Annotated in this window: 16 protein-coding genes; 9 read left to right on the plus strand and 7 right to left on the minus strand. The window is 25.4% G+C overall.

Going from position 1 to position 16,115, the window contains the following annotated elements; all coding sequences use genetic code 11:
• The 9 genes from ACTT90_RS06315 to lpxB all read left to right on the plus strand — a co-directional run.
• The coding region (locus tag ACTT90_RS06315) for a phosphatidate cytidylyltransferase (RefSeq protein ID WP_440937926.1) at window positions 1–527 on the plus strand (527 nt) is incomplete at its 5' end.
• Window positions 527–1,696, plus strand: a complete 1,170-nt coding sequence (locus ACTT90_RS06320) for a 1-deoxy-D-xylulose-5-phosphate reductoisomerase (protein ID WP_440937927.1) — start codon at window positions 527–529, stop codon at window positions 1,694–1,696. The genes ACTT90_RS06315 and ACTT90_RS06320, both read left to right, overlap by 1 nt.
• A 6-nt stretch (window positions 1,697–1,702) precedes the next feature.
• Window positions 1,703–3,958, plus strand: a complete 2,256-nt coding sequence (bamA, locus tag ACTT90_RS06325) for an outer membrane protein assembly factor BamA (protein ID WP_440937928.1) — start codon at window positions 1,703–1,705, stop codon at window positions 3,956–3,958.
• Window positions 3,958–4,485, plus strand: coding sequence for an OmpH family outer membrane protein (locus ACTT90_RS06330; protein WP_440937929.1), 528 nt, complete (start codon window positions 3,958–3,960; stop codon window positions 4,483–4,485). Before bamA ends, ACTT90_RS06330 begins: the two co-directional genes overlap by 1 nt.
• On the plus strand, window positions 4,485–4,931 hold the full coding sequence (fabZ, locus tag ACTT90_RS06335; protein ID WP_440937930.1) for a 3-hydroxyacyl-ACP dehydratase FabZ: 447 nt from the start codon (window positions 4,485–4,487) through the stop codon (window positions 4,929–4,931). The genes ACTT90_RS06330 and fabZ overlap by 1 nt, the downstream gene beginning before the upstream one ends.
• A gap of 53 nt (window positions 4,932–4,984) precedes the next feature.
• Window positions 4,985–5,962 (plus strand): UDP-3-O-(3-hydroxymyristoyl)glucosamine N-acyltransferase, encoded by a 978-nt coding sequence (lpxD, locus tag ACTT90_RS06340; protein WP_440937931.1) that lies wholly within the window; start codon window positions 4,985–4,987, stop codon window positions 5,960–5,962.
• Window positions 5,959–6,741 (plus strand): acyl-ACP--UDP-N-acetylglucosamine O-acyltransferase, encoded by a 783-nt coding sequence (gene lpxA / locus ACTT90_RS06345; RefSeq protein WP_440937932.1) that lies wholly within the window; start codon window positions 5,959–5,961, stop codon window positions 6,739–6,741. Before lpxD ends, lpxA begins: the two co-directional genes overlap by 4 nt.
• A complete protein-coding gene (gene lpxI, locus ACTT90_RS06350; protein WP_440937933.1) occupies window positions 6,741–7,532 on the plus strand; it encodes a UDP-2,3-diacylglucosamine diphosphatase LpxI domain-containing protein in 792 nt (263 codons plus the stop codon). Before lpxA ends, lpxI begins: the two co-directional genes overlap by 1 nt.
• Window positions 7,529–8,662 (plus strand): lipid-A-disaccharide synthase, encoded by a 1,134-nt coding sequence (gene lpxB / locus ACTT90_RS06355; RefSeq protein WP_440937934.1) that lies wholly within the window; start codon window positions 7,529–7,531, stop codon window positions 8,660–8,662. Before lpxI ends, lpxB begins: the two co-directional genes overlap by 4 nt.
• On the opposite strand, the gene gltX is transcribed toward lpxB, so the two are convergent.
• From gltX to ACTT90_RS06390, 7 genes are all read right to left on the minus strand, one after another.
• Entirely contained in the window at window positions 8,645–10,042 is a 1,398-nt protein-coding gene (gene gltX / locus ACTT90_RS06360; protein WP_440937935.1) for a glutamate--tRNA ligase, read from the minus strand. The two genes, lpxB and gltX, sit on opposite strands and share 18 nt — an antisense overlap.
• Before the next feature lie 22 nt (window positions 10,043–10,064).
• Window positions 10,065–10,742, minus strand: coding sequence for a transcriptional repressor LexA (gene lexA, locus ACTT90_RS06365; RefSeq protein ID WP_440937936.1), 678 nt, complete (start codon window positions 10,740–10,742; stop codon window positions 10,065–10,067).
• Window positions 10,743–10,831: 89 nt separating this feature from the next.
• Window positions 10,832–11,623 (minus strand): indole-3-glycerol phosphate synthase TrpC, encoded by a 792-nt coding sequence (locus ACTT90_RS06370; RefSeq protein ID WP_440937937.1) that lies wholly within the window; start codon window positions 11,621–11,623, stop codon window positions 10,832–10,834.
• Entirely contained in the window at window positions 11,616–12,608 is a 993-nt protein-coding gene (gene trpD / locus ACTT90_RS06375; protein ID WP_440937938.1) for an anthranilate phosphoribosyltransferase, read from the minus strand. The genes ACTT90_RS06370 and trpD overlap by 8 nt, the downstream gene beginning before the upstream one ends.
• Window positions 12,608–13,180: an anthranilate synthase component II gene (locus ACTT90_RS06380; protein ID WP_440937939.1), complete on the minus strand. Its 573-nt coding sequence runs from the start codon at window positions 13,178–13,180 to the stop codon at window positions 12,608–12,610. Before ACTT90_RS06380 ends, trpD begins: the two co-directional genes overlap by 1 nt.
• Window positions 13,180–14,640 (minus strand): anthranilate synthase component I, encoded by a 1,461-nt coding sequence (gene trpE, locus ACTT90_RS06385; protein WP_440937940.1) that lies wholly within the window; start codon window positions 14,638–14,640, stop codon window positions 13,180–13,182. The genes ACTT90_RS06380 and trpE overlap by 1 nt, the downstream gene beginning before the upstream one ends.
• On the minus strand, window positions 14,637–16,115 hold the full coding sequence (locus ACTT90_RS06390; protein ID WP_440937941.1) for a SurA N-terminal domain-containing protein: 1,479 nt from the start codon (window positions 16,113–16,115) through the stop codon (window positions 14,637–14,639). The genes trpE and ACTT90_RS06390 overlap by 4 nt, the downstream gene beginning before the upstream one ends.

Raw genomic sequence — 16,115 nt, forward strand, 5'->3', positions numbered from 1 at the left:
ATCTTATTGATAGAATTTTTATAAAAAAAGACTCATTTTTTCTCAAAAAAATTTTTCAATTTTTTTTATTTATGTATTTGTTAATTTTTATGAAAATAATTATTGATGATTTTATTGATAATCAGCCTAATATTAGCTGGTCTTTAGTTTTTGCTATCACAGTTTGTATATTATCAGATGTAGGCGGTTATGTTTTTGGTAAATTTTTCAAAGGAAAAAAATTGACAAAAATAAGCCCCAATAAAACTTATTCAGGAATGTTAGGTTCATTTTTATTGTCTGTAGCATTTGGAGCTGCTTATAGCTACACTATAAGTTTTGTTGATTTAAAAATAATTATTTTCATATCTTTTTTAATCTCTTTAATTTGTCAACTTGGAGATCTATTTATTTCATATCTAAAGAGAAAAAGTGGAGTTAAAGATACAGGTAATATCTTACCTGGTCATGGTGGAGTCCTAGATAGAATAGATGGTATAATTTTTGCTGTACCATTCGGTATCTTTTTGATTAATATTTTCTTTTAATGAAAAAAGTAATAGCAATACTTGGTTCAACAGGATCAATAGGAAAAAATACTTTAGATCTAGTTAAAAAAGACAAAAAAAATTTTAAAATACATTTATTATCAACAAATACAAATTTTAAATCTATTTTTAATCAAGCGAAAAAATTTAAAGTAAAAAATATTATAATTCATAACTCTGAAGTTTTTAGAAAAAAAAAGGATTTTTTTAAGAAAAATAAAATTAATATTTTTGAAAATATTTCAGAGTATATAAAGAATAATAAAAAAATTAATTTAGATTATGTCATGGTTGCAATAACTGGTTTGGCTGGTTTAGCTCCTACGATTCAAATTATTAATAGAACAAAAAAAATTGCTATTGCAAATAAAGAAGCAATTATTTGTGGATGGAACTTAATTTCAAATCAATTAAAAAAGCATAATGTAAGATTTGTCCCAGTTGACTCAGAGCATTTTTCAATATGGTCTTTATTAGATAAAAATATTCAAATATCAAAACAAATAGATAAAATTTTTATTACTGCTTCAGGTGGCCCATTTTACAATTTGCCTTCAAAAAAACTTAAAAACATTAAACCAAGTCAAGCAACAAACCATCCAAATTGGAAAATGGGTAAAAAAATTTCAGTAGATTCTTCAACATTAATGAACAAAGTATTTGAAATAATTGAGGCAAAAAATATTTTTGATATTTCTTATAATAAAATTAAAATTTTAATTCATCCAAAATCATATTTACATGCTTTAATAAAATTTAATAACGGAATTAGTAAATTATTAATTCATGATACATCAATGAAAATTCCTATTTTTAACACTTTATATGATTTGGAGAAAAGTTTTAAAGTAAAAGAAATTAATTTAAATAAACTTAATAACCTTAATTTATCTTATGTAAATAAAAATAAATTTCCAATGATCAATATATTAAATTACTTACCGAATAAGATATCTTTATTTGAAACTGTTATTGTTTCCGCAAATGATGAACTAGTTAATCTTTATTTGAAAAACAAAATAAAATACACAGATATCTCAAGAATATTAATTAAAACCCTTAAAAATCATGAATTTAGAAAATACAAATTGATAAAGCCCAAAAATATCAATCAAATTGAAAAATTAAACAATTATGTGCGTTTGAAAATTAAATCTTTAAGTGTATAAAATGCCATGCTTCTTAATTATAAAAAAACTATTCTTACAACTTTGCTGATATTTCTATTGTCACTGAATAACGTTTATAGTGATATAATAAAAAAAATAGAAGTTAAAGGGAATAAAAGAATAAATACCGATACAGTAGAAGTTTTTGCAAATATAAAAGTTGGTAGTGAAGTAACAGAAAACGATTTAAATCAAGTTTTAAAAAATCTCTATGAAACAAATTTTTTTGAAGACATAAGTTTGTCTATAAATAATTCAATACTTACAATTAAAGTTGTAGAAAACCCTATTATACAAAATTTGATTATAAATGGTATTAAAAGTAAAGATTTTGAAAAAGAATTGAGAAAAAGAATTAATATTAAAGAAAAAAGTCCTTTTGTTGAAAATAATGTAAAAAGTGAATTAGAAAAGATAAAAAATATACTTCAACAATCAGGATACTATTTTTCTAAAGTTAATCTTAAACAAAGAGAAAACAATAACGAAACAGTTGATCTAGTTTTTGATATAGATTTAGGGGGCAAAGCTTTTATAAAAGAAATTGTTTTTTTAGGTGACAAAAAATTTAAGAAAAGACAATTGATAAATGTGATAGCATCTGAGGAAGATAAGTTTTGGAAATTTATAAGCAATAAACGATTACTAGATAAAAATAGAATAGATCTTGATAAAAGATTGTTAGAAAGTTTTTACAAAAATAAAGGTTATTACAATGTTAGCATTTCATCAGAATCAATCCAATATCAAAACAATGATGAATTTAAATTAGTCTTTAACATTGATAGGGGTGAAAAATTTTCATTCGGTAAAGTTAAAATTAATATTCCAGATGATTATGATGAACTATATTTCAGTAAGATTGTTGAAAGATTAAATACATTTTCAAATAAGATATATTCTTATAAGTTGATTGAAAAAATTCTAGATGAAATTGAGATTGTTGTGTCTAGCGAACAATATGACTTTGTTAATGCTAGCATTGATGAAAAAATTGTTGATGATAATAAAATCGATGTATCAATAAATATACGAGAAGAAGAAGTAAAAAGTTATGTAAAAAAAATTAATATTTTAGGTAATAATGTAACAATAGAAGATGTAGTAAGGAATGAATTAGAAATTGATGAAGGAGATCCATATAATGAGGTTTTATTCAATAAATCAATAAGCAACATCAAATCATTAAACATATTTAAAACTGTTAATACAGAAATAAACGACGGAGATGATAATTTAGAAAAAAATATTGATATTTTAGTTGAGGAAAAACCAACTGGTGAAATTGTTTTGGGAGCAGGTGTGGGTACTTCTGGTACATCAACAAGTTTTGGTGTAAAAGAAAACAACTTTTTAGGAAAAGGGATTAAATTAAATTCAAATTTATCATTAAGTGAAAATTCAATTAAAGGAATTTTTTCTTACACAAAGCCACATTTTAGGAATTCAGATAGAGATTTAACACTTTCTGCTCAAAGCTCTGAAACAGATAATTTGAAAAAATTTGGTTATAAGACAAATGATACTGGTTTTTTGGTCGGAACAAGGTTTGAACAATTAGATGATTTATTCATTGCTCCTAATATATCTATGAATTATGAGTCAATTGAAACGTCTTCTACAGCATCATCACTTGTAAAAAAACAAGAAGGTAGTTATTTCGATGTTGAGGGCAAATATGTTATTGATTACGATAAGCGTGATCAAAGATATCAGCCTACTGATGGATTTTTATCATCTTTTTCTCAAAAAATACCTTTTAATGTTGGTGACAATCAAACAATAGTTAATAGTTATGAATATACAACTTATCATGAGTATCTTGAGGATATTGTTGGATCAATTTCTTTTTTTGGTATGAATGCTAATTCTTTTGGTGATGAAGATGTGAGAATTTCTGACAGATTATATATTCCTTCAAGAAAATTAAGAGGTTTTGAAGCTGGTAAAGTTGGACCTAAAGATGGAGGTGATTATGTAGGTGGTAATTATGTTACTGCACTAAATGTGACAACTAATTTACCAATTTTTCAATCATTAGAAACTATGGATTTTAATTTATTTTATGATGCGGCCAATGTTTGGGGAGTTGATTACTCTTCTAATGTAGATGATTCAAATAAAATTAGAAGCTCAACAGGTGTTGCGCTTGATTGGTACACTCCTATTGGGCCAATGAGTTTTAGTTTTTCTCAACATATCACAAAAAAATCAACTGATACGACAGAGAGTTTTAGGTTCAATTTAGGAACTACTTTTTAATGTCAAAAAAACTACTTTTTTTTATTTTAATTCTAAATTTCTTAATATTTAAGAATGTTGCTTTTTCTAATGATAAGCAAAACTTTAAAATTGTAGATATTAACTTTATCATGAATCAATCAATAGCAGGAAAAGATATATTAAAAACTCTTGATAAGGAAAATAAAAAAAAAATTGAAGAATTTAAAAAAATTGAAAAAAATCTTGCTGATGCAAAAAATAAAATTTTATCTCAAAAAAACATTTTAAGTGATGCAGAATTCAAGTTAAAGGTTGATGAACACCAGATTAAGGTTAACGACTATCAAAATAAACAAAAAAAAAATTTTGAAAATTTAAATAAAAAAAAATTGGAACTTTCAAATAAACTTTTGAAGGAAATTAACGATATTTTGGTTAAATACTCTAAAGATAATTCAATAGATCTTATTTTAAAAAAAGAAACAATATTAATTTCTCAAAAAAATTCTGATATAACACGGCTTGTTTTAGAAAATTTAGATAATAAAATAAAAAAAATTGATTAATGGATAGTTTAAGTAAAAAAGAAATAATTGATCTTTTACCTCATAGAGAACCTATGTTGTTAATTGATGAACTGATTAATATTAAAAAACTTCATTCTGCAACAGCAGTAATGAATGTAAAAAAAGATGGCTTTTATGTACAGGGCCATTTTCCTGATCAACCAGTTATGCCAGGTGTATTAATTGTTGAAGCATTTGGTCAAGCAGCTGCAGCACTTACAGCCGCCGGAATAGACAAAAAAGAATATGAAAATAAATTGGTTTTTTTAATGAGTGTTGAAAAAGCTAGATTTAGGAACCCAGTAATTCCAAATTGTAGACTTGAATTAAATATTGAAGCTATAAGATCTCATGGGAGAGTTTGGAAATATAAGGGTGAGGCATTTGTTGATGGAAAAAAAATGGCAGATGCTCAATGGTCTGCAACTATTGTTGATAGAAAATAATTAGTAATATTTCTTGATAAGACTAATTTTTGTTTTTTGATAAACAGAAAACAATGACAAATCCTTTTTTTAAGAATCATGGACCATTTAAGATAAAAGAAATTTTAGAATCTATTTCATTAAAAACAAAAGAAATAAATAATGATGAAATTCATGATGTCAAAGACTTAGTTACATCCAATGAAAAGGACTTAACCTTTTTTCACAATAAAAACTATGCTGAGCTAGCAAATAAAACAAGAGCTTCTTATTGTATTACTTTAGAAAGTTTAACTACTCATTTACCATCTTCATGTAAACCTATAATTGTTGAAAACGTTTTATTGAGTATTGCAGAAATAACTAAAAGATTTTACCCTTCTTCGGTAACAGATGATTTTGACAATCAAGTAAAAGAAATTGAAAATACAAATCATAATGAAAAAGTTAAATTTGGAAAAAATGTTTACATTGGTAATAACGTTAATATAGGCAAAAATTGCAAGATAGGTCATAATACAATAATTGAAAGCAATGTAATAATTGGTAATGATTGTACAATTGGTTCAAACGTCATTTTAAGAAATTCTTTACTTAAAAATAATGTAAGTATTTTAGACGGAGCAATTATTGGAAAAAAAGGCTTTGGTTTTTTTCCAAATAAAGAAAATAATATAAGATACCCACACATTGGAATTGTCATAATTGAGGACAATTGTGAAATTGGCTGTGGGGCTACAATAGATAGAGGATCAATGTCTAATACTATTATTGGAAAAAATACATATATTGATAATCAAGTACATATCGCACACAATAATAAAATTGGAAATAATTGTATTATTGCTGGTCAAGTTGGTTTTGCAGGAAGTTCTACCTTAGGAGATAATATTATGATTGGTGGTCAAGCTGGAATATCAGGTCATCTAAAAATTGGTAATAACGTTCATATTGGTGGTGGAAGTGGGGTAATAAATGATATCCCTGAAAACTCAAAAATTATGGGTTATCCAGCAACTAGTTTAAGAAACTTTCTAAAAGGAAAAAAATGATACACCAAACTGCAATTATAGATAAAAATGCAAAAATAGGCAATAATGTCGAAATTGGTCCTTATTGCGTGATTGGTTCTGAAGTACAAATATCCGACAACAACAAATTATATTCCCATATAAATATTTCTGGAAACACTAAAATTGGAGAAAGCAATACATTTTATCCATTTTGTTCGATTGGAAACAATCCTCAAGATCTCAAATATAATGGAGAAAAAACTGAATTAGTTATTGGAAAAAATAATAAAATTAGAGAATATGTTACCATCCATCCAGGCACAGTTGGCGGTGGAGGCAAAACAATTATAGGTGATAATTGTCTATTTATGATTTCTTCTCATATTGCTCATGATTGTATTATAGGAAATAATGTTATTTTAGCTAACAATGTACCAATTGGAGGACATGCCGAAATTAGTGATCATGTAGTTATAGGTGGTAATTCAGCTGTGCAACAGTTTACAAGAATTGGAAAAATGGCAATGATAGGGGGGATGACAGGAGTGTTAAATGATGTAATTCCATATGGTCTATCTATTGGTAATAGAAACCATTTACAGGGTTTGAATTTAATTGGTCTAAGAAGAAAAAATATTTCTAATAAAGATATTCTTGAATTAAGTGAGGCTTATAAAGAGATATTTAAAACGGACAAACTTTCTGAAAATTTATCAAATCTTGATGAATCATTTCAAAATAATAAATTAGTAAAAGATGTAGTTAATTTTATAAACAAGGATAAGAAAAGACCAATTTGTTCACCATTTAGTAAATAATGTTAGGCTTAATATTTGGAGAGACACAATTTCCAAAAGAAATTCTAAAAAAAATAAAAAAACTAAAGATTAATTTTTTTATAATTGATCTTTCCACAAATAAAATTTTTAAAAAAGAAAAGAATATAAATTATGTTTCTCTTGGTCAATTTGGAAAAATAATAGAAATTATCAAATCTTATAAATGTAAAAAAATAATTTTTGCTGGAAAAGTAAAAAAACCTAATTTTTCCTCATTAAAACTCGATTTAAAAGGGGTTTATTATATTCCTAAAATTATTAAAGCAGCAAAAAAAGGTGATGCAGCAATATTAAAAGAAATTATTCAAATATTGTCTAAAGAAAAAATTAAAGTTTTAAAATCAAACTATTACAACCCTGAACTTACTTTAAAAAAAGGTATTTATACCAAAACAAAACCCACAAAAGAAAATTTAAACTCAATTAAACATGGGGTTAAAATTTTGAATAAACAAAATTCTTTTGATCACATTCAAGGTCTAATAATTGATAAAAATAATAAATTTTATAAAGAGGGACGAGGTGGGACTAAAAAGTTAATATACTCTATTAAAAAATACAAAGATTTAGAAAATATTTTAATAAAGTTTCCTAAAAAAAAACAAGATTTAAGAATTGATCTGCCAACTATTGGAATTGATACACTAAAAGACTGTAAGAGATTTTTTATAAAAGGAATTATTTTAAAATCTAATGCTAATATTTTTATAGATAAAAAAAAATGTATTTATTATGCAAATAAAAATAAAATTTTTATAAAAGTTATATGAAAAAAATATTTATACTAACTGGGGAAACTTCAGGAGACAAATTAGCCTCAAAGGTTATTTCAAAAATTAAAGAAAAATATAATGATATAGAATATCTTTCAGTAGGGGGAAGCTATTTAAACTCACTTGGCATAAGATCTATTTTTAATCTTAAAGAAATTACTTACATTGGTTTTACTAGTGTAATTTTAAACTTTTTTAAAATTAAAAAAAAAATTGATTATACAATAGATGAAATAACAAAATTTAATCCAGATATTCTATTTAGTGTTGATAGTCCTGATTTTACATTACGGGTTGCAGAAAGAATTAAAAATATTAATCCTAAAATTAAAACAATACATTACGTAGCTCCGCAAGTTTGGGTGTGGAGAGAAGGTAGAGTAAAGAAATTTAAAAACTTTTTAGATCATATATTACTCTTATTTAATTTTGAAAAAAAATATTTTGATAAAGAAAATATTAATAACACTTTTGTAGGTCATCCATTAGTTGAAAAACAAAATTTTCAAAAAACAGATATTTCAAATTTAATTGACACAAGTAAAAAAATTATTTCAGTTTTTCCTGGAAGTAGATTATCAGAATTAAAGTTATTATTACCGATATTAATCAAATCTATAGAATTATTATCGAATAAATTTAAAAATTTACAATTTATATTTCATTCAACTTTAGAAAAAAAAGATTTTATTAAAAATTTTATTTCTAAAAATAATATCGAAAATGTTGATGTTATATCTGATGATAAAATAAAAGATCTTATTTTATCTAAATCTATTTTTGCAATAAGTAAATCTGGAACAGTATCATTAGAAATTTGTAGCCATAAAATTCCATCTATTATTATTTATAAAATGAACTTTATGAATTTTATGATTGTAAAATTTTTAGTGAAAATCAGATTTGCAAATATCATTAACATAATTAATGATAAAGAAATTATTCCTGAACTAATTCAAAAGGAGTGCAATCCTGATGAAATTTATAAATCAGTTACTTATCTTTTAAAAAATCCAGATATGATGAAAGAACAAATTAAGCAATGTCAAAAAACTTTGGATGAAATTAAATCTAAAACTTCTAGTGCAGACGAGGCCGCTAATGTTGTTTTAAATTATCTTACTTGATAATCTTTTTAAAACCTCAGCTTTTCCAAGTGATAATAATATATCATATATACCAGGACCAAATTTTGATCCAGTAAGAACCAGTCTAAGTGGCTGACCCACACCTTTAAAATTAGTATTGTGATTAACAATTAAATCGTTCACGATTGGTTCAAGCTTATCTCTTTCAAATTCACTTAAATTTTCAATTTTAATACTAAATTCTTTAATTATTTTTTTTGCTGTCTCATCTAAAATTTTCAGATCTTCTTGAGCTATCGAAACCTTATCAATAATTATATATTTTAAATTATTGAATATATCTTCTAATGTTTTTGCTTTATTTTTCAAAAATGAAAGAGATGATTTAATATTACCTTTTTTTTCTTCAGGAATTTTTTCTTTATACTCTTCACAATAGTTAATTAAATTTTCATATAAGAAATTTTCATCAAGTGTTTTGATATAGTGTTCATTCATTGACAAAATTCTACTCATATCAAGTTTTGATGGAGATTTACCTATTCCTTCAAAATTAAAATATTTAATACTTTCTTCTTTAGTAAATATTTCCTTATCTTTGTAAGACCAACCTAATCTAAGTAAATAATTTCTTAAAGCATCTGGAATAATTCCAATTTTAGAATAATCGTCTAATGTTGAAGCATTATCTCTTTTTGATAATTTTTTTCCATCAATAGTGTGTATCAATGGTATATGTGCAAATTCAGGAACATCCCAACCCATAGCTAGATATATTTGTATTTGTTTAAATGTATTAATCTTATGATCATCACCTCTAATAATATGTGTCATGTTCATATTATGATCATCCACCGTAGCAGAAAGATTATAAGTTGGTGTGCCATCATTTCTTAAAATAACAAAATCTTCTATTGTATTATTTTCTATTTCAACATCCCCTTGAACCAAATCTTTAAGAATTGATGTACCTTCAATTTTGCTTTTAAATCTTATAACTGGTTTTACATCTTTAGGAGCATCCTTCTCATCTAAATCTCTCCATTTTCTATTATAAATATAAGGAATTTTTTTTTGTCTTGCTCTTTCTTTTTGTTCTTCTATTTCTTCATTAGAGCAATAACATTTATATGCAAAACCTTTCTCTAAAAGTTCATTTGCTATTTCAATGTGATTATTAATTTGTTTAGATTGAATATATTCATCACCATCATGTTCCACGCCTATCCATTTAAGGGAACTTATAATCTGATTTTTAAATTCTTCTTTTGATCTCTCTTTATCTGTATCTTCAATTCTTAAATAAAATTTTCCACCTTGGTTTTTTGAATATAACCAATTGAATAAAGCTGTTCTCACACCACCAATATGTAAAGGCCCAGTAGGAGATGGAGCAAATCTTGTTGCTACTTTTGACATTAAATGTGTTTAGACTATTTTTTTAGAAGTTTCTATATAAAGATACCAGAACACCTTGGACTTTTACTCTATCTGGACCAAAAATCTTTGTTTCGTAATTTCTATTTGCACTTTCTAAAGCTACAACTTTGCCTTTTCTTCTAATTCTTTTTAACATTGCTTCATGATCATCTATTAAAGCAACGACTATTTTACCATTATCAGCAGTGTCTGTTCTTCTAATAATTACTGTATCGCCCTCATTGATACCAGCTTCAATCATCGAGTCACCTTGAACTTTAAGTCCAAAATAATCACCATTTTTTTCTAAATTATTTGGTAATGGAATTCTTGAAACTTCATTTTGAATAGCCTCTACTGGAGTACCAGCAGCAATTTTACCTAATACTGGAATTTCTACATCATCAGATTTTACTATTTCCTCATCTAACCCACCTTTAATTACACTAGGCGAAAAACTGTTGTAAATATCGTTTGCAGATGCAGTTTCTGGAAGTTTTACAACTTCTAATGCTCTTGCTTTATGAGCAAGTCTTTTAATAAATCCTCTTTCTTCTAGAGCGCTAATTAATCTATGTATCCCAGATTTCGACTTTAGGTTGAGAGATTGTTTCATTTCTTCGTAAGAAGGTGAAACGCCTGAACTTCTCAACTTCTTGTTGATAAATAATAGTAGGTTTTTTTGTTTTTTTGTTAGCATAAGAACAAATATCGTACAAATAATGTTCTATAAAAGTTCTTTAAAATTCTCAATAGTTAAAAAAGTGAGTAAAATAGCGATATATTTAACTACAAAATTGAAAAAATAGAGTTTTTTTCCAAATCTTTCAAAAGTGATTCACCAATTAAAAAAGTTTTAATCTTTGTTTTATTTTCAAGATCTAAAACTTCATCTTTTGTTTTAATTCCGCTCTCTGAGATTAAAGGTTCTTTATGATCTTTAAGGACATCATGAATAGCATAGGTTGTATTTATGTCTGTTTTTAAAGTTTTTAAGTTTCTATTATTAATCCCAATTAAAGCTTCTTTAAAATGTAATGCTTTTTTTGCTTCTTCAACTGTATGAACTTCAACAATTACAGACATGTTATATCTTAAAGCCTCTTCATATAAGTCATAAGCTAAATCATCACTAACACCAGCTAGTATGATTAAAATAGCATCAGCACCATAGCTTTTTGCAAGTAGTATTTGAAATTTATCGATGAAAAAATCTTTACAAAGAATTGGTAAATTAAACTTATCTTTAATTTTACTGATATGAATTAAATTTCCTAAAAAAAATTCTTCCTCAGTTAAAACAGACAAACAAGTTGCTTTCTTTTCAAAATAGATTTTAGCAATATCAATAGGATTATAATCGTCAATAATTACACCAGCTGATGGACTTGCTTTTTTAATCTCAGCAATAAGTGATATTTTATTTTCTCGGATATTTGATTTTATTTTTTCTTTAAAATTAATATAGCTTCTATTTTGTTCAATAAGTTTTGTAAGTTCTTCAATTTTTGTAGTTTTCTTTATTTCATCAACTCTCTTAATTTTTTTAGAGATTATTTTTTCTAGTATATTTTCAGACATTTTGTATCTTTTTTAGATGATCAAAGGCTTTTTTAGATAAGATATGTTCTCGAGCACTTTTATAAGCGTCATCAAAATTAGAAAATTTTTCACTCACCATTAATCCAGCTGCAGCATTTAAACATACAGCTTTTGAAAAGTCATTATCTTCACCTTGAAATATATCTATTATTTTTTTTGAATTAAATTTAGCATCATCACCAACTAAGTTTTCAAATTTATCTGCATTGACATCAATTTTTTTTGGATCAATTGTAATATTTGTTATTTCACCATTTTTAAGCTGTACAATATTTGTTGGAGCATATGGAGAAATTTCATCTAATCCATCTTCACTGTTTACAATCCAAGCGAACTTAATTCCTAAATTTTTTAAACCATTTGCAAATGTTTCTAATAGTTTTTTATCAAATACACCAACAACTTGTCTTTGAACAAGAGCAGGACTACTTAAAGGTCCAATCATATTAAAGATAGTCCTTTTTCCTATTTTTTTTCTTGTTGGCCCAACATATTTCATTGCACTATGATAGTTTGGTGCAAACATAAAACCAAAGTTATTGCTATTGATTGAATTTTCTATTTCACTAGGTTCTAAATTAATTCTAATTTTAAGTTCTTCAAGTACATCTCCAGAACCACATTTAGAAGAAACAGCTTTGTTACCATGTTTAGCAACTTTAATACCCATACTTGCTAATAATAAAGCTGATGCAGTTGATATATTTAAAGTATTCATTCCATCTCCACCTGTTCCACAGGTATCTACACAATTTTCAACATTCACTCTTTTAGATTTTTCTCTTAAAACGAATACACCTCCAGCTATTTCATCTGCGGTTTCACCTTTCTCAGATAATAGTGTTAAAAAATCATAAATTTCATCATCTTTTGCACTACCAGACATCAATATGTTAAATACTGATTTGCTTTCTTCAAAAGTAAGATTTTGTTTCTGTTTAATTTTTTCTAAAAATTCTTTCATTAGTTTTTATAATTTATAAAGTTTTTTAATATTTTCATTCCAACGTTAGTTTTAATACTTTCGGGATGGAATTGTACACCGTGAATATTGTACTTTTTGTGTTGAATCCCCATAATTATTCCATCTTCTGTTTCAGCTGTAATTAATAAATCTCTACTCATATTTTTTTTGTCAATTATTAAACTATGATACCTAGTAGCTTCAAACTTATTAGGAATATTTTTAAAAATACCTGTCTTTTTTGATATGATTTTACTTGTTTTTCCATGCATTAATTTTTTAGCCTGAACAATCTTACTTCCAAAAGCTTGTCCTATGGTTTGGTGACCTAGACAAACACCAAATATTGGTAATTTTTCCTTTAGATCTGTCACAATTCTTAAACAATTTCCTGCCTGATTAGGATTACCAGGGCCTGGAGATATTACAATTTTTTGATATCGATTTTTTAATATTTCTTTAGATGTAATTTCATCATTTCTAATAACATCCACCTTAGTCTTAAGTGATGAAAGATAATGATAGAGATTAAATGTAAAACTATCGTAATTATCTATTAATAATATTTTCATTATCTTAATGCATTTATTAAAGCTTTAGCTTTATTTACTGTTTCTTCATATTCCTTAATTGGTTTACTATCAGCAACTATTCCAGCGCCTGCTTGAACATAAAATTTATTCTTTTTAGCAACAGCTGTTCTTAATGCGATGCAAGTATCAAATTCACCATTAGCAGAAAAATATCCTATACCACCAGCGTATACTTTTCTTTTAGTAGTCTCTAATTCATCTATAATCTCCATAGCTCTTATTTTTGGAGCACCTGAAACAGTTCCGGCAGGAAAACCAGCTAAAAGAGATTTAAATTTTGAGAATTTTTTGTCATACTTACCAATTACATTAGATACTATGTGCATAACATGAGAGTATCTCTCTATAATAAAGCTTTCTGTAACCTTAACTGAGTTGATTTTTGAAACTTTACCCGCATCATTTCTACCCAAATCTAATAACATTAAATGTTCAGATAATTCCTTTTTATCTTTCAATAGATCCTTCTCAAAAAACTTATCTTCTTTAACAGTTTTACCTCTTGGTCTAGTTCCTGCTATGGGCCTAACTGTTATATTTCCATCTCTTAATCTAACTAAGATTTCAGGACTTGCTCCAATAATTTGAAAGTCATTAAAATTAAAATAGAACATAAATGGAGAAGGGTTTGTTATTCTTAATTTTTTATAAATTTCTAATGGTTTTTTAGTAAGGTTTGCTTCAAATCTTTGGCTTAAGACTACTTGAAAGATGTCACCAATTTTAATGTATTCTTTCGCTTTTTTGACCATATTTAAAAAACGTTTTTTTGGAGTATTGGACTTTACTTTAACAACTTGATTTGATTTAGTATTTGAGTCTTGTTCAATAGAAATAGATGATTGATAAATAATTTGATCTAATTGAGATTTAATTTCTTCAAATTTTTTATGATAATTTGAAATTTTTTCGTCTTTAAAAATATTTATAATATAATGAATTTTTTTCTTAAGGTTGTCATGAATGATTAGTGTTCTAGGTCTTAACAATCTTACATCTGGTAAGTTTAGATCGTTCTTACACATATCTGGAATACGTTCAATGTATCTAATTGAATCGTATGAAAAATATCCAGATATTAATGAGCATATTGGAGGAAGGTTTTTAGGAGTTTCAAATTTAAATTCCTCAATAATATTTTCTAATATCTTGTTTGGTTTACCTTTAAGTTTTGTTTTTTTATTATTTTTTACTAAATAAGATTGATTGCCATTAAACTCCCAAATTTTATCAGGGTTTTTACCAAAAATTGTATACCGTCCTCTGATCTTACCTTTTTCAACAGACTCGAAAATAAAACTATTTTTTTCTTTAAGAAAATTATTAATTAAATTTAAAATAACTTTATCATCTTTGACATTTCTCGAAGTAAAGATAACTTGATTTTTTTTGCTTCTATGTCGAAACTTAAAATCTTTGAAGTTTCGGTTTACGATCATTTGAAATAATTTTTTACTCTATCTAATGTTTGATTATTAATATCAACTTCATACTTTTCATTTAAGAAAAGATCATAAGATTTTAATATATTTTTTCTGTCACTTGATAATTGAGTTGTAACGAAAGATTTGTATTCAGGACTTTCTGGATTAATAACTTTTTCAGTTAAACTTTGAATTTTTGCTAAATAAATAATATTTTTTTCATCATTGATTAGTGTAAATGTTCCAATTGGCAGTGAGTATAAAACTTTCATAGAGTTAGAAGTAAATTTTTTATTATCTTTAATTGAGTCCAATGTAATATCTTCTATGATATCTTTTCCTAGTTTATTAAAGCTATCTTCATTAAAAACATTATCATTAATTTCTTCTAAAATTTTTCTATGAAAATCAAATTTATTTTTTTCAAAAACAAGTTTTTTCATTTGAGAAAATGATTTATTGTTATTTATATCAGGTGATTTTGACTCTGTTTTATCTATGTTAAAAAGAATATAATTATCATTGTTTTCAATAAGTCCAACTTGATCAAATCGCATATTAAAAATTTTATCTTCAATTTCTTTTCTTTCTTCTGTTAAAGAAAAGTCTTTTATTGAGATAATTTCACTCTCTAATTCTAGATTTGAAACTATTTTCTTAAAGTTTATATTTTTTGAAATATCATTTTCAATTGTATCAATTTTATCAAAGAAGGATTGATTAAATTCATCTATTCCAATTAGATTTTTTGGATTGATTAAAACATAACTAAAATCTATGTGTTCTTTATTTAGCTGATCAATATTTTCTTCTACAAATTTAATTACATCATCTTTTGTTATTGTATCTTCACTTTTATAAAGAGTATTCAAAGAAAAATATTTTACATTTAATTTATTATTTTGTTCTTTAAAATTTTTGTCAATAATGAATTTCGGAGTAATACTTCCTGCTCCAACATAATCAAATAGATGTTTTTGTTTTTCTCTATCTTTTAATGCTATTTCAAAACCAGGCGCAGTCATATTGTTTGTTAATAAAAACTTTTCATACTCAGTTCTTTGAAATACGTTATTTTCATCTAGAAAAGATTTATTATTTTTAATTTTTTTAGTTAAAGTTTTTTCAGATATAATTATATCAAAATCATCTATTTCAAGATCTAGTAATGTGGTTGATATAAGAGTAGATAATAATTCTTCAATTATACCTTCATTCATTCTACCTTGAATAGTTTGTTTTGTAACTCCTGTAGAATTTAAATATTCAATAAAATCTTGTGTTGAAATGTTTGTTTTATTTATTTTAGCTATGTTATTTTTATTTCCACTATTAAAAGCATCTCCCATCCCCCAAAATACAAATGGAACAGCAATTAGAAATATAAATACTGCAGCAATTTTTGTTTTTGCAAAGTTTCTTAAACTACCTAACATGTTATATATATTTATTGATCTATAAAAAACAAAGCTATAGATTAAATTTTTCAT

This window comes from Candidatus Pelagibacter sp. (assembly GCF_052049935.1).
In the GTDB taxonomy this organism is placed as follows: domain Bacteria; phylum Pseudomonadota; class Alphaproteobacteria; order Pelagibacterales; family Pelagibacteraceae; genus Pelagibacter.